The sequence below is a fragment of the Siccibacter colletis genome, from assembly GCF_025914095.1.
GTDB classification, from domain to species: Bacteria; Pseudomonadota; Gammaproteobacteria; order Enterobacterales; family Enterobacteriaceae; genus Siccibacter; species Siccibacter colletis.
The window spans coordinates 1072581-1095780 of sequence record NZ_CP074352.1; the positions used below are offsets into that span (position 1 = coordinate 1072581).

Sequence of the window (23200 nt, forward strand, 5' to 3'; positions counted from 1 at the left end):
CCGCCGCGCCGAGGCGTTGAGTCCGGGCTGGCGGTCGGGAACCGCCAGAGGGCGCGAGCCCAGGGATGGGGTATCGCGCCCGACCGGAAGCGAAACGCCGGAGGCAAGGGCAGCCCGCAGGGCCGGTTTTACTGGCCGGGAGCCGGGATAGTGAAGGGGGCGGCGGCGAGCCCCCTTCACCCGTTCACGGGCGGCGGTGTTTGCATGTGAGCGCGGTGCCACGGTGAACGGAACCTTCACCGCCCTGCCATAGCCCTCATACCAGAACGGTGGATGCACATCATAAACGGTGGGTGCACTCCGTTTACCCACCCTACAAACCCACCCTTCACTGCCATGCTACAACTTACTTAAACAACGCCGTTAAACGCGCCAGCGCCTGACTCGCGCTGTAGTAATCCAGCCGGAATGTCTCGGTGCCGAGCGGATACACGCGCTTATTCTTCACCGCCGGAAGATGCGCCAGCAGCGGGTTACTGTAGATGGCCTGCGCATCTTTCTCATCCCCGGCGAACAGCAGCAGATACTCGCCGTTCAGGCCCGCCGCCAGATTCTCGCCGCCCAGCTGAATAATATCGTGACGTTTTCCCATGCTCTGGCTGGCGTGCAGCGCCGCCGGCGGCGTGGCGAGGGTGAAACCCGCTTCGCGCAGCAGCTGGCCCTGGGCCGAATCCGGTGTCCAGAGATTGGCATTGCGCGCCGCCGGGTTATATACCAGCGCGCTGACCGGGGCAGACGGCACCTTCATGCTCTGGCGAGCGCGGTCGAGCTGCGCGTTGAAGCTGGCAATGCGTGCCGCGGCCTGCTGTTCGTGGCCGGTCATCTCGCCAAGCTGCGTCAGGAGTTGTTGCCAGCTTTTATCGTCGTAGTTGACCACGATGGTGGGCGCAATAGCCGAAAGCTGATCGTAGAGCGCCAGCGCCGAGTCGCCGCCGGTAGCGCTAATCAGGATCAGATCCGGCATCTGGGCAGCCACCGCTTCGGCCACCGGCTCGCCGATCCACAGGCGCTGCACGTGACGCTCCTGGGCAATCGCGCCCCACTGGCGCAGAAAACCCTGGCTGTCCGCGACCCGGTTGCCCGGCGATGTGGCACCGCTGGCGACCACCGGTGCGTCGATGGCGAGCAGGGAGCCGGTAAGGGTCACGCTGGTAGAGACAATGCGCGTCGGGGCGCGCTCCAGCGTATGGGTGCCCTTGCTGTCAGTAATCTGGCGCGGCCACCCGTCAGCGTGCGCCTTTGCGGCAATTCCGAAAATCAGTGCCCCCGCAACCAGGGCGACGTTAAGGCAAGCGAAACGACGTATCACGGTGAAATGGTCCTGTTTTATGGTTTAATAATGCTTCTCATTTTCATTGTTGCCGACGCAGGATGCAAGCGATGGTGACATCAGGTTAGCTCCCGCAGAGTTGACTTCCGGCGCGATTGCTTTTAGGTTACCGCACCAAAATACAAATGATAATTATTACCAACAGGCATATCATTGTTTGGAGGACCGCATGGATACGTTAATGGCAGAGGAAATGCAGCAACACACCGCCCGCGTCGGCGCAGACGATTTTTTCTTTATGTCGCCGTTTCGCAGCTTCATCGCCACCGGCTGCGTCAGCCGGGTCACGCAGCCAGCGCTGGATGGCGATCGGCCTGACGGTGAATTTCAGCGGGCAGTAAAGGATGCGTTCGCCCAGGCCCGCACGCAGGGGGTGAAGAATCCGGTGCTCGTCGGGGCCATCCCGTTCGATACCACGCGCCCGTCTGCCCTGTTTGTACCGGCGCGCTGCGAGGCGTTTTCCCGCCCGGCGCGCCAGAAAGCGGCCTTATACCACATTGACGACGTCGCGCTGCGCGTTACCGGGCGTGAAGCCATTCCGGAGCAGCCGGTGTTTGAAGCGATGGTCGCCCGCGCTGCGGCGCTCACCGCTACGCCGCAGGTCGATAAAGTGGTGCTGTCGCGCCTGATCGACATCACCACCGACGCCCGGCCCGACAGCGGCGCACTGCTTGAGCGCCTCATCGCCCAGAATCCCGCCAGCTTCAACTTCCACGTTCCGCTGCCCGACGGCGGCGTTCTGCTGGGTGCCAGCCCGGAACTGCTGCTGCGTAAAGAGGGCGCGCACTTCAGCTCGCTGCCGCTGGCCGGGTCCGCCCGCCGCCAGCCGGATGACACCCTCGACCGCGAGGCGGGCCGCCGCCTGATGAACTCGGCAAAGGATCGGCACGAACACGACCTGGTGACCGGCGCGATGAAAGCGATACTGGCCCCGCGCAGCCGCACCCTGACGCTGCCGGAGACCCCGCAGCTCATCACTACCCCAACCCTGTGGCATCTGGCGACGCCGGTGGAAGGCGACGTCAAGGACGCCCACGATAACGCGCTGTCGCTGGCTTGCCTGCTGCATCCCACCCCGGCGCTGAGCGGTTTCCCGCATGACGTCGCCAAAACCCTGATTGCTGACCTCGAACCCTTCGAGCGCGATCTGTTCGGTGGCATCGTCGGCTGGTGCGACGAAGAGGGGAACGGTGAGTGGGCGGTAACCATCCGCTGCGCGCGCATTAAAGATAATCAGGTGCGGCTGTTCGCCGGCGCGGGCATCGTTCCGGCCTCTTCACCGGAAGGGGAGTGGCACGAAACCGGCACCAAACTCTCCACCATGCTTAACGTTTTTGGACTCAACTGAAGGTTGCTATGACTGTTTCTTTTACCCGCTGGCCGGACGATCTCGCTGCCCGTTACCGTGAGAAGGGCTACTGGACCGATCTTCCGCTCACCGACATTCTGACCCGTCACGCCGACAGCGACGCCTGTGCGCTGATCGACGGCGATCGCACCTTCAGCTATCGCGCGCTTAACGCCGCGTCCGACCGGCTGGGCGCGGCATTGCAGCGTCAGGGCCTGAAGCGCGGCGAAACCGCGCTGGTGCAGCTCGGTAACGTAGCGGAGTTCTATATCACTCTGTTTGCGCTGCTGAAAATCGGCGTCGCGCCGGTGAATGCCCTGTTCAGCCATCAGCGTACCGAGCTGGAAGCCTATGCCGGTCAGATCGCCCCGGCGCTGCTGGTGGCAGACCGCGAACACAGCTTCTTTGGCAGTGACGAGACGCTGAATCAGTTTGTCGCCGCCCACGCTTCGCTGCGTGTGGTCGCGCTGCATAACGATAGCGGCGAGCACGCCCTGTCAACGCTCATTGCCAGCGAGCAGGGTGAGTTCGTTGCCACGCCAACCCCGGCGGATGAAGTGGCGTTTTTCCAGCTCTCCGGCGGCAGCACCGGCACCCCGAAGCTGATCCCGCGTACCCATAACGACTACTACTACAGCATTCGTCGCAGCAACGAGATCTGCCAGTTCACGGCGGAAACCCGCTACCTGTGCGCGCTGCCCGCAGCCCATAACTATCCGCTCAGCTCGCCCGGCGCGTTCGGCGTGTTTCTGGCGGCGGGCTGCGTGGTGCTGGCCCGCGATCCGAGCGCCACGCTCTGCTTCCCGCTGATTGAACAGCATCAGATCAACGTCACCGCCCTGGTACCGCCGGCGGTCAGCCTGTGGCTGCAGGCGATCCAGGAGTGGGGCAGCAACGCCCAGCTGGCCTCGCTGCGCCTGTTGCAGGTAGGCGGGGCGCGGCTCTCCTCCTCGCTGGCGGCGCGTATTCCGGCGGAGATTGGCTGCCAGCTGCAGCAGGTCTTCGGCATGGCGGAAGGGCTGGTGAACTACACCCGCCTCGATGACAGTGAAGCACGCATCCTGAATACCCAGGGCACGCCGATGAGCCCGGACGATGAGGTGTGGGTAGCGGATGAGCACGGCAATCCGCTGCCGCGCGGCGAAGTAGGGCGACTGATGACCCGAGGTCCGTACACCTTCCGCGGCTACTACAACAGCCCGGAACACAACGCCCGCGCCTTCGACGCCAACGGCTTTTACAGCTCCGGGGATCTGATCGCCATTGATGAAGATGGCTACATCACCGTCCAGGGGCGAGAAAAAGATCAGATCAACCGCGGCGGAGAGAAGATCGCTGCCGAAGAGATCGAAAACCTGCTGCTGCGCCACGAGGCGGTGATCCACGCCGCGCTGGTGAGCATGGAGGACGATCTGCTGGGCGAGAAGAGCTGTGCCTGGCTGGTTACGAAGCGCCCGGTGCGCCCGGTGGAGATCCGCCGCTGGCTGCGAGAGCTGGGCGTCGCCGATTTCAAACTGCCGGACCGCGTGGAGTGCGTGGAATCGCTGCCGCTTACGCCGGTCGGTAAAGTAGACAAAAAACAACTGCGCCAGTGGCTCGCTGCGCGCACGCAGGCCTGAAGGATTTAAGGGAAATATCATGGCAATTCCAAAACTGAACGCTTACGCCCTGCCAACCGCGCAGGAGATCCCCACCAGCAAAGTGAGCTGGCCTTTCGAGCCTCAGCGCGCCGCGTTGCTGATCCACGATATGCAGGATTACTTCGTCAATTTCTGGGGCGACAACTGCGCCATGATGGATCAGGTGATTGCTAACATCGCAGCGCTGCGCCAGTTCTGCAAACAGCAGGGCATTCCGGTGTACTACACCGCTCAGCCAAAGGATCAGAGCGACGCCGACCGCGCGCTGCTCAACGACATGTGGGGACCGGGCCTCAACAAACATCCGGAACAGCAGAAGGTGGTGGATGCCCTCGCGCCGGATGCGGATGACACGGTGCTGGTGAAGTGGCGCTACAGCGCGTTCCACCGCTCGCCGCTGGAACAGGCGCTGAAGGAGAGCGGGCGCGATCAGCTGCTCATTACCGGGGTTTACGCCCATATCGGCTGCATGACCACGGCAACCGATGCGTTCATGCGCGACATCAAGCCGTTCATGGTGGCCGATGCGCTGGCTGACTTCAGCCGCGACGAGCACATGATGGCCCTGACTTACGTGGCGGGCCGCGCCGGTCGCGTGGTGATGACGGCCGATCTGCTGCCGCATCAGGCGAGCGATGACGTGCCGGCCAGTAAGGACGCACTGCGCGCGCTGGTGCTGCCGCTGCTGGACGAATCCGACGAGCCGTATGACGATGACAACCTGATCGATTACGGTCTGGATTCGGTGCGCATGATGGCGCTGGCCGCGCGCTGGCGCAAAGTGCACAGCGATATCGACTTCGTGATGCTGGCGAAAAACCCGACGCTTGACGCCTGGTGGGCGCTGCTCTCCCGGGAAGGCAGCCGCTGATGGCCGGGCTGGATTTCCGCGGCAAAACCGTCTGGGTAACCGGAGCGGGCAAGGGGATTGGTCAGGCCACCGCGCTGGCGTTTGTCGAGGCCGGTGCTCAGGTCGTGGGCTTCGACCTGGCTTTTGAACAGGAGCGCTATCCTTATCGCACCGAAGTGCTCGACGTGGCCGATGCGGCGGCGGTGGCGCAGGTGTGCCAGCGCGTGCTGGCCGACACCCGTGCGCTTGATGTGCTGGTGAACGCGGCAGGCATTTTACGCATGGGGCCGACCGACGAGCTGACCCAGGAGGACTGGCAGCAGACCTTTGCCGTCAACGTGGGCGGCGCGTTTAATCTGTTCCAGCAGACCATGCCCTGGTTCCGCCGCCAGCAGCGTGGGGCGATTGTCACGGTAGCTTCCGACGCCGCCCACACGCCGCGCATCGGCATGTCGGCTTACGGCGCGTCGAAAGCGGCGCTGAAAAGCCTGGCGCTCACCGTCGGTCTTGAGCTGGCGGGTAGCCACGTGCGCAGCAATATCGTTTCGCCTGGCTCGACCGATACCGATATGCAGCGCGTGCTCTGGACCAGCGATGACGCCGAGCAGCAGCGTATCCGCGGCTTTGGCGAACAGTTTAAGCTGGGCATTCCGCTGGGCAAGATTGGCCGTCCGCAGGACGTGGCCGCCACCGTGCTGTTCCTCGCCTCCGATGCCGCAGGGCACATCACGTTGCAGGATATCGTGGTGGACGGCGGCTCGACGCTGGGGGCATAGCATGATCTGGAAACGCCATCTGTCCCTTGAAGAGCTGAACGCCACCAGCCTGAACACCCTGGTGGCGCACCTCGGCGTGATCTATACGCGCATCGGCGACGACCTTCTGGAAGCAGAGATGCCGGTGGATGCCCGTACCCATCAGCCGTTTGGCCTGCTGCACGGCGGTGCGTCGGCGGCGCTGGCGGAAACACTCGGCTCAATGGCCGGGTATCTCACCACCCGCGACGGGCAGTGTGTGGTCGGCACCGAGCTGAACGCCACCCATCACCGCCCGGTTTCTCAGGGGAAAGTGCGCGGCGTCTGCCAGCCGCTGCATCTCGGGCGTCAGACCCAGTCCTGGGAGATCACCATTTTCGACGAGCAGGGCCGCCGGGTTTGCACCTCGCGTCTCAGCACGGCGGTAATGGGGTAAACCCTTCTGCACGCTGACCCTCTCCTGCGGGAGAGGGGATCTCCCTCCCGTCTGTATCCCACCTTTGCGCAACCCCGCTTGCATCCCGTTGCTGCGTAAAGTGATCCCGCTTGCAATGTCAGGTAAATCCAGGCCGAGCGGACTGTTTTCTCCCTTTCCTCGTTGTTAAATTCCGACTGCTGATATAGATACAAAATGTAACACCTTCGGTGTTGTACCTTTACTGCATAAAAATAACGGACAACAACTATGAATAAATCAGGGAAATACCTCATCTGGGTGGCGCTGTCGCTGCTGGGCGCGTTTGCCCTCGGCTACATCGCCCTCAACCGTGGTGAACAGATAAACGCGCTGTGGATCGTCGTCGCCGCCGTCTGCGTTTACCTTATCGCTTACCGTTTCTACGGCATCTTCATCGCTAAAAAGGTGCTGGCCGTCGACCCGACGCGCATGACGCCCGCCGTTCGCCATAATGACGGGCTGGACTACGTGCCGACCGACAAAAAAGTGCTGTTCGGGCACCACTTTGCCGCCATCGCCGGGGCCGGTCCGCTGGTAGGACCGGTGCTGGCGGCGCAGATGGGCTATCTGCCGGGGATGATCTGGATCCTCGCCGGGGTGGTGCTGGCGGGGGCCGTACAGGACTTTATGGTGCTGTTCGTCTCCACCCGCCGCGACGGGCGCTCGCTCGGCGAACTGGTGAAAGAGGAGATGGGGGCTACCGCTGGCGTCATCGCGCTGGTGGCCTGCTTCATGATCATGATTATCATCCTGGCCGTGCTGGCGATGATCGTGGTGAAAGCCCTGACCCACAGCCCGTGGGGAACCTACACCGTCGCCTTCACCATCCCGCTGGCGATCTTTATGGGGATCTACATCCGCTATATTCGTCCGGGTCGTATCGGCGAAGTGTCGCTCATCGGCCTGGTGATGCTGATCTTCGCTATCATCTCCGGCGGCTGGGTTGCCGAGAGCGAAACCTGGGCGCCGTGGTTTGATTTTAACGGTATTCAGCTGGTGTGGATGCTGGTGGGCTATGGGTTCGTGGCAGCGGTACTGCCGGTGTGGCTGCTGCTGGCGCCGCGTGATTACCTTTCGACCTTCCTGAAAATCGGCACCATTGTCGGGCTGGCGATTGGCATCCTGATCATGCGTCCGACCCTGACCATGCCGGCGGTGACCAAATTCATCGACGGCACCGGCCCGGTGTGGTCCGGTAACCTGTTCCCGTTCCTGTTTATCACCATTGCCTGCGGCGCGGTGTCCGGCTTCCATGCCCTGATCTCGTCAGGCACCACGCCGAAGATGCTCGCTAACGAAGGCCAGGCCTGCTTTATCGGCTACGGCGGCATGCTGATGGAGTCGTTCGTTGCCATCATGGCGCTGGTCTCCGCCTGCGTTATCGATCCGGGCGTCTACTTCGCCATGAACAGCCCGATGGCGGTGCTGGCCCCTGCGGGTGCCGCTGACGTAGTGACCTCGGCGGCCCAGGTGGTGAGCGGATGGGGCTTCCAGATCACCCCGGAAACTCTCAACCAGATTGCCACCGAAGTGGGCGAGCAGTCGATCATCTCCCGCGCGGGCGGCGCCCCGACGCTGGCGGTGGGCATGGCCTATATCCTTCACGGCGCGCTGGGCGGCCTGATGGATGTCTCCTTCTGGTATCACTTCGCCATTCTGTTTGAAGCGCTGTTTATCCTCACGGCTGTGGACGCGGGCACCCGTGCGGCACGCTTTATGCTGCAGGATTTGCTCGGCGTCGCGGCACCGTCGCTGAAACGCACCGACTCGCTGCCCGCCAACCTGCTGGCTACCGCGCTGGTGGTGCTGGCCTGGGGCTACTTCCTGCGTCAGGGCGTGCTCGACCCGCTGGGCGGCATCAACACCCTGTGGCCGTTGTTCGGCATCGCTAACCAGATGCTGGCCGGTATGGCGCTGATGCTCTGCGCGGTGGTGCTGTTCAAGATGAAACGCCAGAAGTATGCCTGGGTTGCGCTGGTGCCTACCGCCTGGCTGCTGATCTGTACCCTGACCGCCGGCTGGCAGAAAACCTTCAGCCCGGATGCGAAAGTCGGTTTCCTCGCCATCGCCAACAAGTTCCAGGCGATGCTCGACAGCGGCAACATTCCGGCGCAGTACACCGTGTCGCAGCTTAACCAACTGGTGTTTAACAACCGTCTGGATGCCGGGCTGACCATGTTCTTTATGGTGGTGGTGGTGGTGCTGGCGTGGTTCTCGGTGAAAACCGCGCTCGCCGCGCTGAAAACCGATCGGCCTACCGCCAACGAAACGCCGTATGAGCCGATGCCGGAAGATGCTGACCGCATCGTCGCGCAGGCCAAAGGCGTGCATTAAGTTACGCGTTATCGCAGCGCATCTGCCCTGGCGGGTGCGCTGTCTACGGGAGTCGTTCGATGTTTGATACTCTTGCAAAAGCCGGGAAGTACCTCGGTCAGGCAGCAAAACTGATGGTCGGCGTGCCCGACTATGACAACTACGTGCAGCATATGCGTCTTAACCATCCGGAGCAGACGCCGATGAGTTACGAAGATTTTTTCCGCGAGCGTCAGGATGCGCGCTACGGCGGCAAAGGCGGCGCGCGCTGCTGCTAACTGAAAGGATCGTGGCATGAATGATGCGGTACCGGTAACCCTGCTGACCGGTTTTCTCGGCGCGGGCAAAACCACCTTACTGAACCACTACCTGCGACAGTACGCTGACGGCTCGGTGGTGATAGTGGAAAACGAATTTGGCGCGGCCAGCATTGACGGACAGCTGCTGGAGCGTGGCGATAACATCAGCGTGGTGGAAGTGAGCAACGGCTGTGTCTGCTGCAACGTGCGCGGCGAGTTCGCCGACGCGATGGCAGAGCTGCTCGACCGTCGGGCTTCTGGCGCGCTGCCTTTTTCAACGCTTATCGTTGAAGCAACCGGGCTGGCCGACCCCGGCCCAATCATCCAGACCTTCTTTACCGACGAGCGGCTGCGCGCGTCGCTGCGGCTGGACGCCGTGATTACGCTTATCGACTGCCAGCACATCAGCCAGCAGCTGGATGAGCACCCGGTGGCGGCGGCGCAGATCGCCTTTGCCGACCGCCTGTTGCTCACCAAAAGCGACCTGTGCGACGAGGCGCAGAAAGAGGTAGCGCTGGCGCGTATTCACCGCATTAACAATAAAGCGCCGCTGCTGGAGATCCACCACGGTGCCTGTCCGCCGGAACGCTGGCTGAACATCGCCGCGTTTGAGATGGATGACCGCAACGCGCTTACCGAGGGATACCACATTATCTCCGCCCGCGCCGATGAGCCGGGACGCTTCCGTCCGCTGCGCAAACCTGCTGCCCAGCCGGTGCAGGATGTGATTCAGGCGCACGTCTTTGAAGCGGGCGCGCTGGATTTAAAAAAGATCGGAGCCTTTATGGAGCGCTGCATTGCCGAACACGGCAACGATATGCTGCGCTACAAAGGCGTGCTGGCCATCGACGGACAGCCACAGCGCCTGGTGGTGCAGGGCGTATATAAAGTGGTGGGATTCGATTACGGGTCGGCATGGCAGGCTGACGAAACGCCCGTCTCGCGGCTGGTGATCATTGGCCGCTACCTGCCGCTAGAGCAGCTGCGGCGCGAGTTTGCCGCAACGGCAATGTAAGTGCGTACAGCGTAAAAAGCGTGGCGCAGGAAGGCCACGCTCGATTTGACCGCGTGACGGCAGTTTCCGTCAGGCAGCGTTGCTTACTGCGGAATAATCTTCTCAGCCTTCAGCTTTTCAAACAGCGCGATGAATGAATCAAGCGTCGAGCGGTAACCGGTGAACCCGGCTTTGCGGCTCTTGCTCATATCGGTGAAGGCTTCCATCGGCCGTCCAAGGTCGGCATCGGTGTGCCACCACGAGGCCAGCTTCGTAATGTCGGCTTCCCGTAACTGATAGCGTTCGGCGATTTCCCGCCAGGCATCCGCTGCATCCTGCATCCGCGCTTCCAGCGGCATCGCGTTGCCAGGGTATTCTGCCGCCTCAATACCGAACGAGGCTGCCAGGCGCGGCCACATCCAGTTCCATCTGAACACATCGCCGTTAACCGCATTGAAGTCCTGATTCGCCGCTTCTTCAGCGGTGGCGGCCCATAGCAGCTGTTCCGCCAGCAGCCCGGCATCGGTCACATCCGCCAGGCCATTCCACTGCTCCGGGGAGCCGGGGAAGATAAATGGCCAGCCTTTTTCGCGGCACAGGGTGGCATAAACCGCCAGGGTCTGGCCCATGTTCATCGCATTGCCGATGGCGTAGCCAATAATGGTATGCGGGCGGTGCACGCTCCAGCGATAGCCGTATTTCTCCGCGCCGGCGAACACTTCGTCCTCCTGGGCGTAATAGAAGTTTTCAACCGGCTGGCGTCCCTGTTCTTCACGAAACGGGGTAACGGGTACCGCGCCTTTACCATAGGCTTCAAAGGGGCCGAGATAGTGCTTCAGCCCGGTTACCAGCGCGACGTGGGAACCCTTCAGCCGCTCACCCAGCGCCTCAATGACGTTACGCACCATCCCGCCGTTGACGCGAATATTCTCCCGCTCGTTTTCCTGACGTGACCAGACGCTGAAGAACAGCGCATCCGGTTTTTCATTCGCCAGCGCGGTACGTACCGCGTCGCTGTCTGTGAGGTCGGCGGTGAGACTGCGACACCCTTCCGGTGCGGCGCTACGTCCGCGGGAAAGGCCCGTCACCTGCCAGCCTTCATGCTGCAGTTTTTCAGCCAGCGCGCGTCCGATAACGCCGCTGATCCCGACAATCAGTGCCTGCTTTTGCATTTCGCTCCTCCTCTTATTCGGTATTCCTTAGGGTAGTCGAAGAGGGCTGGCCTTACGGGAGACAGAGACTGTTCTTACTGGCGGGCTGTGGGAAGCAAAACGGGCGTGAACAATAAGGCGGGTCAGCGTAGATAACCCGTGACCCGGGGGGGCGCTACGCTTACCCGCCCCGGGAATGATGCAGACTATGAACGCTGATGGCGCTGAGTTATTTCCCCCAGCGTTCCACCTTTTCAAAAGCGGCACGCAGCGTCTGCGGAGTGATGGCCTCTGGCAGGGCGTGGATGGACTCTACCGGCCGCAGGGTGTGAGCAATCACCTTATCCAGCTCCGGACTGTGAATATCGACGTCCAGCTGTGCCAGCCGGGTCGGCAGATTAAAGCGCTGGTAAGCCGCAATCAGGGTATCCAGCACATCGTCCAGGCCGAGCAGGGCGCTCTGCACCAGAATGCCGTAGGCCACTTTGGTGCCGTGCAGAAACTTCCCGGTCTGCGGCAGTACGGTTAGGCCGTTATGCACCGCATGGGCCGCCGCCACACGGGTATAGCGCTCGCCAAGCCCGCCAACCATGCCGCCTCCGGCAACGATCGCATCCACCACGTCGCGAAAATCCTGGCTCAGCACGCCGCGCTGCTGGTCGGCCAGTGCCGCTTCGCTCTGGTTAAGCAGCACGTCGCGGATCGCCAGCGCGTTGTTGATGCCGAGGCGGACCGTTAACGGCAGCTGCTCCGGCTGCGGGGCCAGCACCACGGCTTCATACCATTTCGCCAGCGTATCGCCGATGCCCGCCAGCAGATAGTCCACCGGGGCACGGAGAATAATCTCCGGCTCCACCAACACCAGATGATTGGCATCGTCAAAAATCTCGAAGTGCAGCGCCTGTCCGGCATCGTTGTACCACACCGAGAGCGGGGTCCAGGCCGCACAGGTGGCGGCGATGGAGGGGATGCACACTACCGGCAGGCCAAGACGGCGCGCCAGTGCTTTAGCAGTATCCAGCAACGCACCGCCGCCGACGCCAATCACCACCGCGCGATCGTCACCCGCTTCCCGGGCCAGGCTCGCGACATCGCTTTCGCTGCAATGACCGCGAAACAGGATCTGCTTCGCGCCCGGCGCATTAAAAGAGGGCGGCAGGAACGGGCGGGCGGCGGCAATGGCGCGTTCACCGTATACCCACACCGCGCGGGAGAGCTGTTCGGGGGTGTAAAGCGCGTCGAGCTGCGCCAGCGCGCCCGTATGGGAGTAGTAGTTAGCCGGGCCGGGAACGACGCGAATGGCGGTATCAGTCATGAAGTTGTCCTTTTTTATTTTTTTACACCCTACCACATGCAGACTTCCAGACGTCTGATTAAATGCGCGTTGCCAGATGCATTTTTTTCATGTTGCTCCCCGTCAGAGCCGCAACATGAATAATTTTGATGTTACATCCAGACATCTGGACGGCTAATAATTATTTGCTTTATCTTATGCCGATTCGTTCATTGCCAGCGGATATATCCTCGTGAAAAAGTGGCAAAACACGCTTATACCGCTCAGGAGATCGCCGCCATGTCCGTAACGCAACGCCTTGAAATGCGGGATATCTCCATCGCGTTTGGCGGTTTCCGGGCGCTGACCGCCGTGGACTTCACCCTGAACGGCGGATCGGTGCACGCCCTGACTGGGGCCAACGGAGCCGGAAAATCCACGCTGATGGCGGTGCTGTGCGGAACGTACCCGCACTACACCGGCACCGTTCTGATTGATGGCGAACCGGTGACCATCCGTGCCCCGCGCGATGCTAAAGCGCTGGGCATTCATCTGGTGCAGCAGGAAGTTGATGTGGCGCTGGTGCCGGGCCTGAGCGTGGCGGAAAACATCCTGCTGGATAACCTCGCCGCGCCGGGCCATCGCTATCGCTGGGGGGCCGTGCGTCAGCGGGCGCGCGAGGCGCTGGCCCAGCTTGATGTGGATCTCGACGTTAACCGCCGGATTGACGACTGCACGCTGGCGCAAAAGCAGCAGGTGCTGCTGGCCCGGGCGCTGTCGCACCGCTGCCGGTTCCTGATCCTCGATGAACCCACCGCGCCGCTGGATCAGCATGAAAGCGAGCGCTTATTTACCGTAGTGAAACGCCTGCAACAGCAGGGGATTGGCGTCGTGTTTATTTCCCATCGCTTGCAGGAGCTGAATGCGGTGTGCGACACCCTGACGGTGCTGCGCGACGGCCAGCTGATCGAGTCCGGGCCGATGCAGGCCCTGGATGCCGGTGAGATCGTCGAGAAGATGCTCGGCCACCAGCTCACCGATCTCTACCCGCCGCGCCGACCGGCGCACAACGGCGAAACGCTGCTGCGCGTCGAAGGGCTGCACGACGACCAACTGCTGGACAACATCTCTTTACACCTGAAACGCGGTGAAATTCTCGGTATCGCCGGGCTGGCGGGGGCCGGGAAAACCGAGCTGTGCAAGGCGCTGTTCGGGGCCAGCAAAAGCCGCGTCGCAGCGGGGGAGCTGAAGGGCGAACGCTGGCGTCCCCGGGATCCGGCAGATTCCGTGGCGCGTGGCGTGGCGCTGATCCCCGAGGAGCGCCGCAAAGAGGGCATCTTTATTGACGAGCCGGTGAGCATGAATCTCGCCGTCAGCGCCGATAAACACTTTTCGCGCTGGAGCCTGTTTGGTCATCGCGCGGCGTGGCGCTGGGCCGAGCAGGTCATTGCCCGCCTTGGGGTGCGCACCACCGGGCCGGGGCAGCCGCTGCGTCGCCTCTCCGGCGGCAACCAGCAGAAGGTGGCGATTGGCAAATGGCTGCGCGGCGGGGCGGAGGTGTTGATCTTCGACGAACCGACCAAAGGCGTGGACGTGAAAGCCAAAAGTGACCTGTTTGTGCTCATCGACCAGCTGGCCCGCGACGGCAAAGGGGTGATCTACGCCTCGGGGGAGTTCAGTGAGCTGGTCGGGCTGTGCGATCGCATCTGCGTGCTGTGGGACGGGCGCATCGTCGCCGAAATGGAAGGCCACCAGGCCTCGGAAGAAACCTTATTACTTTACTCCACCGGAGGAACCCCCGCGTGAACAAAGCCGTAGCGCTGAAACCGACGCTGTCGGCCCGTCAGCAGATTATCGAGTTTCTCTATAAGTGGGGGATGCTGGTGACGGTGGTGGCGCTGATCGCTATCTTCGGCATCGCCTCAGATAACTTTCTCGATCCGAACAACATCATCAATATCCTGCGCTCTATCGCCATCGTGACGGTGATTGCGGTCGGGGTATCGATCTCACTCACCATCGGCGGCTTCGACCTGTCGGTTGGCTCCACCGCCTCGCTGGCAAACGCGCTGGTGATTTCGCTGTTCGTCTGGCACGGCTTCGGCACCACCGGGGCGATTGTGGTCACGCTGCTGCTCTGCACCCTGGTGGGATTGTTCAATGCTTTTCTTATCGTGGTGCTGAAGATCCCCGATATGCTCGCCACGCTTGCCAGCCTGTTTGTGATTCAGGGCGTGGCGATGACTTACAGCTACGGCGGCTCGATCACCGAAAACATGGTGCTGCCGAGCGGCGACATGGCGGAAGGAGCGATCCCGGCGGCGTTTGGCCTGCTCGGCCAGGTGCCGACCATCGTTATCATTATGCTGGCGGTGACGCTGGTGGCGCAGCTCGGCCTGTCGCTCACCACCCACGGGCGACGCATGTATGCCATCGGCGGCAACCCGGAAGCGGCGCGGCTGTCAGGCATCCGCACCACCCGCTACAAGGTGGCGGCCTACGTTATCGCCTCGCTGCTGGCCGGGCTTGGCGGCATTCTGCTGGCATCGCGCATCGGCTCCTCACAGGTCAACGCCGGGGGCGGCTACCTGATGGATGCCGTGGCCGCAGCGTGGATTGGTTTTTCACTGGCCGGTTCCGGCAAGCCTAACGCGCTCGGCACGCTGGTGGGGGCGGTGATCCTCGGCGTGCTCTCCAACGGCCTGGTGATGCTTTCGGTTCCGTATTACGCGATGGACATTATCAAAGGGCTGGTGCTCGCCGCCGCGCTGGCCATTACCTACATTCAGCGACGTTAACCTTTTACCGACAGGGAATTATGATGAAAAAAATAACGCTTTCACTGCTGGCGCTTGGCCTGTTCAGCGCGCTGCCCGGTTTCGCCGCCACGCCAGCACCGGTGCCGGAGGCCATTGCCGGCCACAGCGGCCCGATCCGCATTGCGGTGATCCGCAATCTCGGTTCCGATGACAACACCACCCAGTTTGTTGCCGGGGCGATCCAGCAGGGGAAAAAGCTCGGCTTTAAGGTCAGTACCTTCCTGAGCAACGGCGACGATGCGAAGTTTCAGGACTTCGTCAATCAGGCCATCAGCCAGAAATATGACGGCATTGTTCTCTCTCAGGGGCGCGATCCCTATTCCACGCAGCTGGTGAAACGCATTGTCGATGCGGGGATCAAGGTGTCGGTGTTTGATACCGCGGTTAACGGCGACATTCCAGGCGTGACCGTCACCCAGCAGGATGATGCCTCGCTGACCGATCTCTCCTTCGGCCAGCTGGCGAAGGACTTCAACGGCAAAGCGAACATCATCAAGCTGTGGGTGGCAGGCTTCCCGCCGATGGAGCGCCGTCAGGCCGCCTATAAGGAACTGCAAAAGCAGTACCCGGAGATCAAAGAGCTGGAGTCCATCGGTGCGGTGTCTTCCGATGTGCAGGGCGACACCGCCAACAAGGTGGGCGCGGTACTGGCGAAATACCCGAAAGGGCAGATTGATGCCATCTGGGGCACCTGGGACGCCTTCAGCCAGGGCGCGTACAAAGCGCTGAAGGAAAACGGCCGCACCGAGATCAAACTCTACAGCATCGACATCTCCAACCAGGATCTGCAGCTGATGCGTGAAGCGGGCAGCCCGTGGAAAGTGAGCGTGGCGGTAGATCCGAAGCTGATTGGCGCCACCAACGTGCGCCTGATTGCCAACAAAATTGCCGGTGAGCCGACCCCGGCAACCTATGATTTTAAAGCCGCTGCCATCCCGCAGGCGCTGTTGACCAGCCAGGCGGGTGCGGCGAACGTGGCGAGCCTCGGCAAAATCATCCCTGGCTGGGGCCAGACCGATGATTTTATCGCCCCGTGGTTTGCCACCCTCGAAGCGCAGCACAAATAATGGCAGCCGAACTTCCGCGCCCGGACTACAGCCGCAATATGCGGCTGATAGCGCACTCCGATCAGGGGGGACGCCCGGACGGCGTACAGCTGATGGTGCATCGCGGCTATGCGTATATCGGGCACATGGTGTCGCAGGGCTTTTCCATTGTTGACGTGCGCGATGTGAAACACCCGAAGACGGTGGGGTTTGTTCCCGCACCGCCCGGCACCTGGAATATTCATCTGCAGGCCCATGACGATCTGCTGCTGGTGATCAACGCCCGGGATCTGTTTGCCGATGCCCGTTTTGCCGATGAGAGGGTGTACTACACCCGCCAGGTGGGCGACACGGTGCGCGACGTGCATGACAAAGGCTGGAGCGCCGGGCTGCGGATCTTCGACATCTCCACGCCGGATAAGCCGCGCGAAATTAGCTTCCTGTCGCTGGAGGGCATCGGTATCCACCGGATCTGGTACGTGGGCGGGCGCTGGGCCTATGTGTCGGCGCTGATCGACGGCTTCAGCGATTACATCTTCCTCACTATCGATCTGGCGGACCCGCGTAAACCTGAAGTGGCAGGGCGCTGGTGGCTGCCGGGGATGCACGCCGCGGCGGGGGAGCAGCCGACGTGGCCGGAAGGCAAGCGCTATGCACTGCATCACGCCATCATCGCCGGGGATACCGCCTACGGGAGCTGGCGCGACGGGGGCCTGACGATTCTGGATGTGAAGGACCGCAGCCAGCCGACGCTTATCAGCCACCGTAACTGGAGTCCGCCGTTTGGCGGTGGCACCCATACGGCGCTGCCCTTGCCGGACCGCGATCTGCTGGTGGTGCTGGATGAAGCGGTGCTCGACAATCAGGAGGATGGTGAGAAGCTGATCTGGCTGTTTGATATCCGCGAGCCGGCGAACCCGGTCAGCATCGCGACCTTCCCGCAGCCGGACGAAACGGATTACGTGGCAAAAGGGGCGCACTTCGGGCCGCACAACCTGCACGAGAACCGGCCAGGAAGTTTTGTTAGTTCCACGCTGATTTTTGCTACGTATCAGAATGCGGGGGTGCGCGCCTATGACATCTCCAACCCGTACCGCCCGGTAGAGACCGGGGCGCTGGTGCCGGCTGCGCCAGCGCGCATGATGGATACCCGTCCTGGCCGGCCGCAGGTGATTCAGTCCTGCGACGTGTTTGTCGATGCCCAGGGCATTATCTACAGCACCGACTATAACGGTGGCCTGTCGGTGATTGAGTATCTGGGGTAAAGTCAGATTAGCTGTACTGCCGCACCCGGATAACCAGCTCGTCAACGTTATCGACCTGGCCGGCGATAAGGATCAGCGCTTTGCCGAGTTCAATCGCGTGGCGCAGGCAGGCGTGCTGCATCTCTTCATCGCTGATGGTATCGAGGTCCGCCACGTGTGACAGGCCAACGCTGCGGCGGATGAGTTCGCTGCCGGCGAAACCGACCGCATCGCTCAGCACTTTCTTCAGGAAGTCCTCCACATAGCCCGGCTGAGCCAGCGCGGCGTCGCGGGTGTCGGTGACGGCAAGGCGGGTAAAGCGCGTCGCGAAGGTGCTCCACAGCTCATGAATATCAGTAAGACGCTGTTCGCGGGCTGCGGCGGCATCACGAATGCCCAGCTGGCCCGGCGCACCGCAGTAGTTCAGCAGCAGGTTGCCGATCGCGGTCCCGACATCAAACCCAATCGGGCCGACGTAGCCAAACTCAGCATCAATCGCTTTCAGGCTGCCGTCAGCGACAAAAATCGAGCCGCTGTGAATGTCGCCGTGCAGCAGGGCTTCGGCGTGCGAGAAGAAGCTGTGTTTCAGGCTGGCAACTGCGCGTTTCAGGGCCGGATCGTCGCGCAGCGCGGCAACGTCAGCGTCAATGGCTGCCGGGTAGCTGTTGCGCTCGTGGATCTGGTAGGGATCGTTGAAGAACAGATCTTCGGTGATCTCGCACATCTCGGGGTTGATGAACTGCGCCACCAGCGCCTTTTTCTTGTGCGGATGCAGATAAAAGTCGCTGGTATAAAACAGCGTGCGCGCCAGGTACTCGCCGAGCTGCTGCGCGGCGGCAGGGTAGTGGACGCCTTTAATCAGCTCGCCGCGCCAGATGCGGTGGTCGGAAAGGTCTTCCATCACCATCACCGCCAGCGCCGCGTCGTAATGCAGCACCTTAACCGTGTGCTGCGGGCAGTGGCGGTAGTGCTCTACCAGCGTCTGGGCTTCGAGCCGCGCGCGGTCCAGCGTCAGCGGCCAGGATTCGCCCACGCAGCGCACGTAGGGCAGCGCCTGCTTCACGATGATGCGGCTCTGATGATGAATATCGAAAATTTTAAATACCAGATTGAGGTTACCGTCGCCGATCTCCCGGGCGTCCACCAGTTCATCAGGGTTGTCCAGCCCGCCGAATTGTTGGGCGTAAGCCACGGCATCGGCGGCGGTGAAGGTGCGGTATTGCGACATTGCCACTGTCCTCTGTTATTCTGGATATTAAGCCATTCAGACGTCTATACATCTGGACTTCATCCTGACACAATGTCGTACAACAACGCAACAGGGATTTAACGACATGCAGACACTTCAGACCACCAGCCTGCGGGTAGAGGGCAACCAGTTCTGGATCCTCGACCAGCAGGCGCTGCCGCAGCAAAAAAACTGGCTTCCGGCCGACAGCGTCGAGGCGCTGGTCGGGCATATCCACGCCCTGCGGGTGCGCGGTGCGCCGCTGATTGGTCTGTCCGCCAGCCTGCTACTGGCGCTGCTGGCCGAGCGCGGTGCCAGCCGCGAGGCGCTGGCTGCGGCGCTGGAGACGCTGCGTGCGGCGCGTCCGACGGCAGTTAACCTGATGAATAACCTTGACCGTATGCGCGCCGCGCTGGCGCAGCCGGACTACGTGCCGGCGCTGGTTACGGAAGCGCTGCGGCTGGTAGAAGAGGACAGGGCGCTGTGCGACCGCATCGCCGAGGCCGGGGCCGCGCTGGTGCCGCCCGGCAGCCGCCTGCTGACCCACTGCAACACCGGCGGGCTGGCGACGGCCGGACGCGGCACCGCGCTGGGGGTTATCGCCCATGCGTTTGAGACGGGCAAGGTGGCGAACGTCTGGGTGGATGAAACCCGGCCATTGCTCCAGGGCGGGCGTCTGACGGCCTGGGAGCTGGGCGAGTGGGGCGTACCGTACCGGCTGATTACCGACTCGATGGCGGCGAGCCTGATGGCCCAGGGCGAGGTTGATGCCGTATGGGTCGGCGCGGATCGCATTGCGGCTAACGGCGACGTGGCCAATAAAATCGGCACCTACTCGCTGGCCGTGCTGGCCCACTATCACCGCATTCCGTTTTACGTGGCGGCACCGCAGACCACGCTGGACCCGGCCTGCCCGAACGGGGCGGCGATCCCGATTGAACAGCGCGCCGCGACGGAGATTACCGGCGTGGCGGGAAGCTTTGGGACGGTCCAGTGGGCACCCGAACAGGCCGCCGTGTATAACCCGGCGTTCGATGTCACTCCCGCAGAGCTTATCAGCGCCTGGGTGCTGGACAGCGGCGTGGTAACGCCGGAGCAGGTGCGCGACGGGGTATTTGCGGCGCGGTAAGGAATAAGGGTGGGCGCGCAATGCTCACCCACCCTGGAAAGTGACAGAAGGTTTTACCCGCTGGGGATTACGCCAGCGTCGGATAGCCCGCCGCGATGTCATTCCCGGTGAACTGCGCGATCCAGCCCTCCGGATTATCGAAGATGCGGATTGCGGTAAAGCTCGGCTCGGAGCCCATATCGAACCAGTGCGGCGTGCCGGCGGGCACCGAGATCAGGTCGTTTTTCTCGCACAGCACCTGATAAACCTTGTCGCCAATGTGCAGGCAGAACAGTCCGGCCCCTTCCACAAAGAAGCGCACTTCGTCCTCGCCGTGGGTATGTTCGTTAAGGAATTTGCCGCGCATCGCCGCTTTATGCGGGTTATCCGGGCGGATGCTGATCACATCCCAGCTCTGATAGCCTTTCTCCTGCACCAGCCGGTCGATGGCGTGCTGATAAGCGTCAATCACCGTCTGCGCATCTGGCTCGGCACCCAGCTCGCGATCTGCGGCCCAGCGCTCAAAGCGCACGCCCTGAGCGTTCAGTTGCGCCTTGATCTCCTCGGCGTCGCGGCTCTGCCACAGCGCGGTGGTGGCATCGTTGTCGGAAAAAATCGTCAGTCCACTCATAAGGCACTCTGCTCCATTACAATGTCGCTAAACGTCGCGACCTGGCGATGCTGGCTGGCGGTGTCCGCCGCGCCGCGAATCAGCTGTACCGTCCGCCAGCCTGCCGCGCTGGCTGCGTCCAGTTCCTGATGGATGTCCGATAAAAATAGCAGCGAATCGGCAGGTGCGCCGATCTGCGCGGCGATGTTGCGATAGGACTGCTCGTCACGTTTGGCACCCACGTGGGTATCGAAGTAGCCGCTGAACAGCGACGTAATGTCGCCCGCATCGCTGTAGCCAAACAGGAGTTGTTGCGCCGCAACCGAGCCTGACGAATACACGTAGAGGTCGATTCCCCGGGCACGCCAGGTCTGCAGCGCCGGGAGCACGTCAGGATAAAGGTGGCCGGTAAAGTCGCCGTTGAGATAGCCGTCGCGCCAGATGTGGCCCTGTAGCGCTTTCAGCGCCGTGGATTTGCGGTCCTCATCCATAAAGCGCAGCAGCGTGGCGATCAGCGTGTCGGTATCGGCTTCCGGTGCGGCAATCTCTTCGCGCAGGGCGGCAAGGGCGCTGCGCACCGGGTCGCTCGCCTGCCGGGTGCGCACTACTTCTGCCAGACGCTCGCGGGCATAGGGGAACAGCACGTTGTGCACGAAGCGGATGTCGCTGGTGGTGCCTTCAATGTCGGTAACAATCGCGCGAATCATTTTCTCTCCAGCTGGCGTAAGCGCAGTTCGCATTCAAATAAAAATTCCAGTCCTTCCAGATGGCGGCGGGCTTCGCTCACGTCCCGGCCCCAACAGGTGAGGCCGTGGCCGCGCAGCAGGAAACCATAGCGCAGCGGGGTGGTCTCTGCATACTGCGCGATGCGCTCAGCCAGCGCCGCGATGTCCTGATCGTTGTCGAACAGTGGGATATCAACCGTATCGAGATGGGACTGCTGTCCGGCCAGCGATTTCTGCATTTCGTAGCCCTGCAGGCGCAGCAGCGGGGACGTTTCGATGCGCGACAGCACCGTGGCATTCACGGTGTGAACATGGAGCACCGCGTTAGCCTCCGGAAACAGACGATAAATCAGGGTGTGCAGCCCGGTTTCCGCCGATGGTCTGCGGCCGGACGGTGCGGTGTTGGTCGCGATCTCCACCTGGAGAAAATCGTCGCGGGTCAGGCTGCCTTTATCGCGGCCCGATTCGCTGAGCCAGCACCAGCGCGCATCTTCGCGCACCGACATATTGCCGCCGGTGGCGGGTGCCCAGCCTTTATGGCCAATCCAGCGGCAGGTTTCTACCAGGGCTTCAAGGTGCAGCGGTTGTGTCATGTGCAGGCTCCGTCTGTCGGGAGGATTAGTGTTGTTATTTAGACGTCTAAGCGTCTTGATTGCCAAATACTAACATCGTGATATAGTGGCGGCAACACACGCATTACAATCTGAATCCTGACAGGCACAAAAATAATGAGCGCTAACCCCCTGATTCCTGAAAGCAAACTTCCCGCACTCGGCACCACCATCTTTACGCAAATGAGCGCGCTGGCGCAGGCGCATCAGGCGATCAACCTCTCGCAGGGGTTCCCGGATTTCGACGGGCCGCGCTTCTTACAGGAGCGACTGGCGTACCATGTGGCGCAGGGGGCGAACCAGTATGCGCCAATGACCGGCGTAGCACCGCTGCGCGAGGCCATTGCCGATAAGACCGCGGCGCTCTATGGCTATCGCCCGGATGCTGACACTGAGGTCACCGTGACGGCCGGTGCCACGGAAGCGCTTTACGCTGCCATCACTGCGCTGGTGCGGCCGGGGGATGAAGTGGTCTGCTTCGACCCGAGCTATGACAGCTATGCCCCGGCCATTCAGCTGGCGGGCGGCGTGCTGAAGCGCCAGGCGCTGCAGCCGCCGCATTTCCGCGTCGACTGGGCCCATTTCGCTACGCTGCTGAGTGACAAAACCCGCTTAGTGATCCTCAACACCCCACACAACCCCTCCGCCACGGTATGGCAGCAGGCCGACTTTGCCGCGCTGTGGCAGGCCATCGCCGCGCGCAACATTTTTGTGCTGAGCGATGAAGTGTATGAGCACATCTGTTTTGCTCCGGAAGGCCACGCCAGCGTGCTGAGCCACCCGCAACTGCGTGAGCGTGCCATTGCCGTGTCGTCGTTCGGCAAAACCTATCATATGACCGGCTGGAAGGTGGGGTACTGCATTGCACCCGCGGCCCTGAGCGCCGAGGTGCGTAAAGTGCACCAGTATCTGACGTTCTCGGTGAATACCCCGGCGCAGCTGGCGCTGGCCGACATGCTGCGCGAGCAGCCTGAGCATTACCGCGAACTGCCGGCGTTCTACCGCGCTCGGCGCGATCGCTTTGTGCAGGCGCTGGCGGCGAGCCGCTTTGAGATCCTGCCATGCGAAGGCACCTATTTTCTGCTGGCGGACTACAGCGCGATCTCCGATCTGGATGACGTCAGCTTCTGCCGCTGGCTAACCACCGAGATCGGTGTGGCAGCGATCCCGCTGTCGGTATTCTTTGCCGATCCCTTCCCGCATAAACTGATTCGGCTGTGCTTTGCCAAGCAGGAAGCGACGCTGGACGCCGCCGCGGCACGTCTGGTTTCGCTCTGAAACCAGACAGCCAGAACCTATCACAGCCATAGGCGAGATAGCGGAAAAGGCGCATTGCCCTTTTACAGGGGGAGTGTTCTAATCAATGCGTTTTGCGTGTTTTTGCAAAACACGCCCTTGA

The 23200-nt window shown here is 62.0% G+C and carries 21 protein-coding genes; 14 read left to right on the plus strand and 7 right to left on the minus strand.

Translation table 11 applies throughout. The annotated features are described in order from the left end of the window. Positions 1 to 346 precede the first annotated feature (346 nt). Positions 347 to 1306, minus strand: coding sequence for a Fe2+-enterobactin ABC transporter substrate-binding protein (fepB, locus tag KFZ77_RS05170; protein ID WP_035891839.1), 960 nt, complete (start codon positions 1304 to 1306; stop codon positions 347 to 349). Positions 1307 to 1499: 193 nt separating this feature from the next. Between fepB and entC the strand changes: the two genes are divergently transcribed. The 8 genes from entC to KFZ77_RS05210 all read left to right on the plus strand — a co-directional run bounded on the left by entC (position 1500) and on the right by KFZ77_RS05210 (position 10007). Beyond that, entirely contained in the window at positions 1500 to 2678 is a 1179-nt protein-coding gene (entC, locus tag KFZ77_RS05175) for an isochorismate synthase EntC (RefSeq protein ID WP_031524765.1), read from the plus strand. An 8-nt stretch (positions 2679 to 2686) separates the two neighbouring features. Continuing rightward, positions 2687 to 4297: a (2,3-dihydroxybenzoyl)adenylate synthase gene (locus KFZ77_RS05180; RefSeq protein WP_031524767.1), complete on the plus strand. Its 1611-nt coding sequence runs from the start codon at positions 2687 to 2689 to the stop codon at positions 4295 to 4297. Positions 4298 to 4316: 19 nt separating this feature from the next. After that, complete coding sequence (locus KFZ77_RS05185) at positions 4317 to 5189, plus strand: isochorismatase (RefSeq protein ID WP_264385630.1); 873 nt, start codon at positions 4317 to 4319, stop codon at positions 5187 to 5189. Beyond that, the gene (gene entA / locus KFZ77_RS05190; protein WP_264385631.1) at positions 5189 to 5944 is read left to right on the plus strand and encodes a 2,3-dihydro-2,3-dihydroxybenzoate dehydrogenase EntA; all 756 of its coding nucleotides are present in this window, start codon (positions 5189 to 5191) and stop codon (positions 5942 to 5944) included. Before KFZ77_RS05185 ends, entA begins: the two co-directional genes overlap by 1 nt. A 1-nt stretch (position 5945) precedes the next feature. Then, on the plus strand, positions 5946 to 6359 hold the full coding sequence (gene entH / locus KFZ77_RS05195; protein ID WP_264385632.1) for a proofreading thioesterase EntH: 414 nt from the start codon (positions 5946 to 5948) through the stop codon (positions 6357 to 6359). 249 nt (positions 6360 to 6608) lie between these two features. After that, on the plus strand, positions 6609 to 8714 hold the full coding sequence (cstA, locus tag KFZ77_RS05200; RefSeq protein WP_264385633.1) for a pyruvate/proton symporter CstA: 2106 nt from the start codon (positions 6609 to 6611) through the stop codon (positions 8712 to 8714). A 59-nt stretch (positions 8715 to 8773) separates the two neighbouring features. Further along, positions 8774 to 8971 (plus strand): YbdD/YjiX family protein, encoded by a 198-nt coding sequence (locus tag KFZ77_RS05205; RefSeq protein WP_031524777.1) that lies wholly within the window; start codon positions 8774 to 8776, stop codon positions 8969 to 8971. A 16-nt stretch (positions 8972 to 8987) separates the two neighbouring features. Continuing rightward, complete coding sequence (locus KFZ77_RS05210) at positions 8988 to 10007, plus strand: CobW family GTP-binding protein (protein WP_264385634.1); 1020 nt, start codon at positions 8988 to 8990, stop codon at positions 10005 to 10007. A gap of 83 nt (positions 10008 to 10090) precedes the next feature. Here the strand turns inward: KFZ77_RS05210 and KFZ77_RS05215 are convergent, their stop codons facing one another. Further along, entirely contained in the window at positions 10091 to 11158 is a 1068-nt protein-coding gene (locus KFZ77_RS05215; protein ID WP_264385635.1) for an SDR family oxidoreductase, read from the minus strand. A gap of 208 nt (positions 11159 to 11366) precedes the next feature. Continuing rightward, positions 11367 to 12452 carry an oxidoreductase gene (locus tag KFZ77_RS05220; RefSeq protein ID WP_031524789.1) on the minus strand — a complete coding sequence of 362 codons (1086 nt, stop codon included), beginning with the start codon at positions 12450 to 12452 and terminating at the stop codon, positions 11367 to 11369. Between the two features lie 258 nt (positions 12453 to 12710). Between KFZ77_RS05220 and KFZ77_RS05225 the strand changes: the two genes are divergently transcribed. The 4 genes from KFZ77_RS05225 to KFZ77_RS05240 are packed head-to-tail and all read left to right on the plus strand — an operon-like array spanning position 12711 to position 17540. Further along, on the plus strand, positions 12711 to 14216 hold the full coding sequence (locus tag KFZ77_RS05225; protein ID WP_031524790.1) for a sugar ABC transporter ATP-binding protein: 1506 nt from the start codon (positions 12711 to 12713) through the stop codon (positions 14214 to 14216). Continuing rightward, positions 14213 to 15208, plus strand: coding sequence for an ABC transporter permease (locus KFZ77_RS05230; protein ID WP_031524792.1), 996 nt, complete (start codon positions 14213 to 14215; stop codon positions 15206 to 15208). The genes KFZ77_RS05225 and KFZ77_RS05230 overlap by 4 nt, the downstream gene beginning before the upstream one ends. A 23-nt stretch (positions 15209 to 15231) precedes the next feature. Beyond that, entirely contained in the window at positions 15232 to 16296 is a 1065-nt protein-coding gene (locus KFZ77_RS05235; protein ID WP_264385636.1) for a sugar ABC transporter substrate-binding protein, read from the plus strand. Further along, a complete protein-coding gene (locus tag KFZ77_RS05240; RefSeq protein WP_264385637.1) occupies positions 16296 to 17540 on the plus strand; it encodes an LVIVD repeat-containing protein in 1245 nt (414 codons plus the stop codon). Before KFZ77_RS05235 ends, KFZ77_RS05240 begins: the two co-directional genes overlap by 1 nt. A gap of 7 nt (positions 17541 to 17547) precedes the next feature. Here the strand turns inward: KFZ77_RS05240 and mtnK are convergent, their stop codons facing one another. Further along, a complete protein-coding gene (mtnK, locus tag KFZ77_RS05245; protein WP_264385638.1) occupies positions 17548 to 18747 on the minus strand; it encodes an S-methyl-5-thioribose kinase in 1200 nt (399 codons plus the stop codon). A 106-nt stretch (positions 18748 to 18853) separates the two neighbouring features. Between mtnK and mtnA the strand changes: the two genes are divergently transcribed. Next, complete coding sequence (gene mtnA, locus KFZ77_RS05250) at positions 18854 to 19876, plus strand: S-methyl-5-thioribose-1-phosphate isomerase (RefSeq protein WP_264385639.1); 1023 nt, start codon at positions 18854 to 18856, stop codon at positions 19874 to 19876. A gap of 67 nt (positions 19877 to 19943) precedes the next feature. On the opposite strand, the gene KFZ77_RS05255 is transcribed toward mtnA, so the two are convergent. From KFZ77_RS05255 to KFZ77_RS05265, 3 genes are read right to left on the minus strand one after another with little or no spacing between them, the layout of a single operon-like run. Then, positions 19944 to 20486, minus strand: coding sequence for a 1,2-dihydroxy-3-keto-5-methylthiopentene dioxygenase (locus KFZ77_RS05255; RefSeq protein ID WP_264385640.1), 543 nt, complete (start codon positions 20484 to 20486; stop codon positions 19944 to 19946). Continuing rightward, positions 20483 to 21172, minus strand: a complete 690-nt coding sequence (gene mtnC, locus KFZ77_RS05260) for an acireductone synthase (RefSeq protein WP_264385641.1) — start codon at positions 21170 to 21172, stop codon at positions 20483 to 20485. The genes KFZ77_RS05255 and mtnC overlap by 4 nt, the downstream gene beginning before the upstream one ends. Next, the gene (locus KFZ77_RS05265) at positions 21169 to 21783 is read right to left on the minus strand and encodes a methylthioribulose 1-phosphate dehydratase (protein WP_031524804.1); all 615 of its coding nucleotides are present in this window, start codon (positions 21781 to 21783) and stop codon (positions 21169 to 21171) included. The genes mtnC and KFZ77_RS05265 overlap by 4 nt, the downstream gene beginning before the upstream one ends. Before the next feature lie 135 nt (positions 21784 to 21918). On the opposite strand from KFZ77_RS05265, the gene KFZ77_RS05270 reads away from it, so the two are divergent. Beyond that, positions 21919 to 23079 carry a pyridoxal phosphate-dependent aminotransferase gene (locus tag KFZ77_RS05270; RefSeq protein WP_264385642.1) on the plus strand — a complete coding sequence of 387 codons (1161 nt, stop codon included), beginning with the start codon at positions 21919 to 21921 and terminating at the stop codon, positions 23077 to 23079. Positions 23080 to 23200 lie beyond the last annotated feature (121 nt).

What these genes read in the sequence shown, in the direction of transcription:
- entC (WP_031524765.1), top strand. Translation starts at nt 1,500, where the DNA reads ATGGATACGTTAATGGCAGAGGAAATGCAGCAACACACCGCCCGCGTC.
- KFZ77_RS05180 (WP_031524767.1), top strand. Translation starts at nt 2,687, where the DNA reads ATGACTGTTTCTTTTACCCGCTGGCCGGACGATCTCGCTGCCCGTTAC.
- KFZ77_RS05185 (WP_264385630.1), top strand. Translation starts at nt 4,317, where the DNA reads ATGGCAATTCCAAAACTGAACGCTTACGCCCTGCCAACCGCGCAGGAG.
- entA (WP_264385631.1), top strand. Translation starts at nt 5,189, where the DNA reads ATGGCCGGGCTGGATTTCCGCGGCAAAACCGTCTGGGTAACCGGAGCG.
- entH (WP_264385632.1), top strand. Translation starts at nt 5,946, where the DNA reads ATGATCTGGAAACGCCATCTGTCCCTTGAAGAGCTGAACGCCACCAGC.
- cstA (WP_264385633.1), top strand. Translation starts at nt 6,609, where the DNA reads ATGAATAAATCAGGGAAATACCTCATCTGGGTGGCGCTGTCGCTGCTG.
- KFZ77_RS05205 (WP_031524777.1), top strand. Translation starts at nt 8,774, where the DNA reads ATGTTTGATACTCTTGCAAAAGCCGGGAAGTACCTCGGTCAGGCAGCA.
- KFZ77_RS05210 (WP_264385634.1), top strand. Translation starts at nt 8,988, where the DNA reads ATGAATGATGCGGTACCGGTAACCCTGCTGACCGGTTTTCTCGGCGCG.
- KFZ77_RS05215 (WP_264385635.1), bottom strand. Translation starts at nt 11,158, where the DNA reads ATGCAAAAGCAGGCACTGATTGTCGGGATCAGCGGCGTTATCGGACGC.
- KFZ77_RS05220 (WP_031524789.1), bottom strand. Translation starts at nt 12,452, where the DNA reads ATGACTGATACCGCCATTCGCGTCGTTCCCGGCCCGGCTAACTACTAC.
- KFZ77_RS05225 (WP_031524790.1), top strand. Translation starts at nt 12,711, where the DNA reads ATGTCCGTAACGCAACGCCTTGAAATGCGGGATATCTCCATCGCGTTT.
- KFZ77_RS05235 (WP_264385636.1), top strand. Translation starts at nt 15,232, where the DNA reads ATGAAAAAAATAACGCTTTCACTGCTGGCGCTTGGCCTGTTCAGCGCG.
- KFZ77_RS05240 (WP_264385637.1), top strand. Translation starts at nt 16,296, where the DNA reads ATGGCAGCCGAACTTCCGCGCCCGGACTACAGCCGCAATATGCGGCTG.
- mtnK (WP_264385638.1), bottom strand. Translation starts at nt 18,747, where the DNA reads ATGTCGCAATACCGCACCTTCACCGCCGCCGATGCCGTGGCTTACGCC.
- mtnA (WP_264385639.1), top strand. Translation starts at nt 18,854, where the DNA reads ATGCAGACACTTCAGACCACCAGCCTGCGGGTAGAGGGCAACCAGTTC.
- KFZ77_RS05255 (WP_264385640.1), bottom strand. Translation starts at nt 20,486, where the DNA reads ATGAGTGGACTGACGATTTTTTCCGACAACGATGCCACCACCGCGCTG.
- mtnC (WP_264385641.1), bottom strand. Translation starts at nt 21,172, where the DNA reads ATGATTCGCGCGATTGTTACCGACATTGAAGGCACCACCAGCGACATC.
- KFZ77_RS05265 (WP_031524804.1), bottom strand. Translation starts at nt 21,783, where the DNA reads ATGACACAACCGCTGCACCTTGAAGCCCTGGTAGAAACCTGCCGCTGG.
- KFZ77_RS05270 (WP_264385642.1), top strand. Translation starts at nt 21,919, where the DNA reads ATGAGCGCTAACCCCCTGATTCCTGAAAGCAAACTTCCCGCACTCGGC.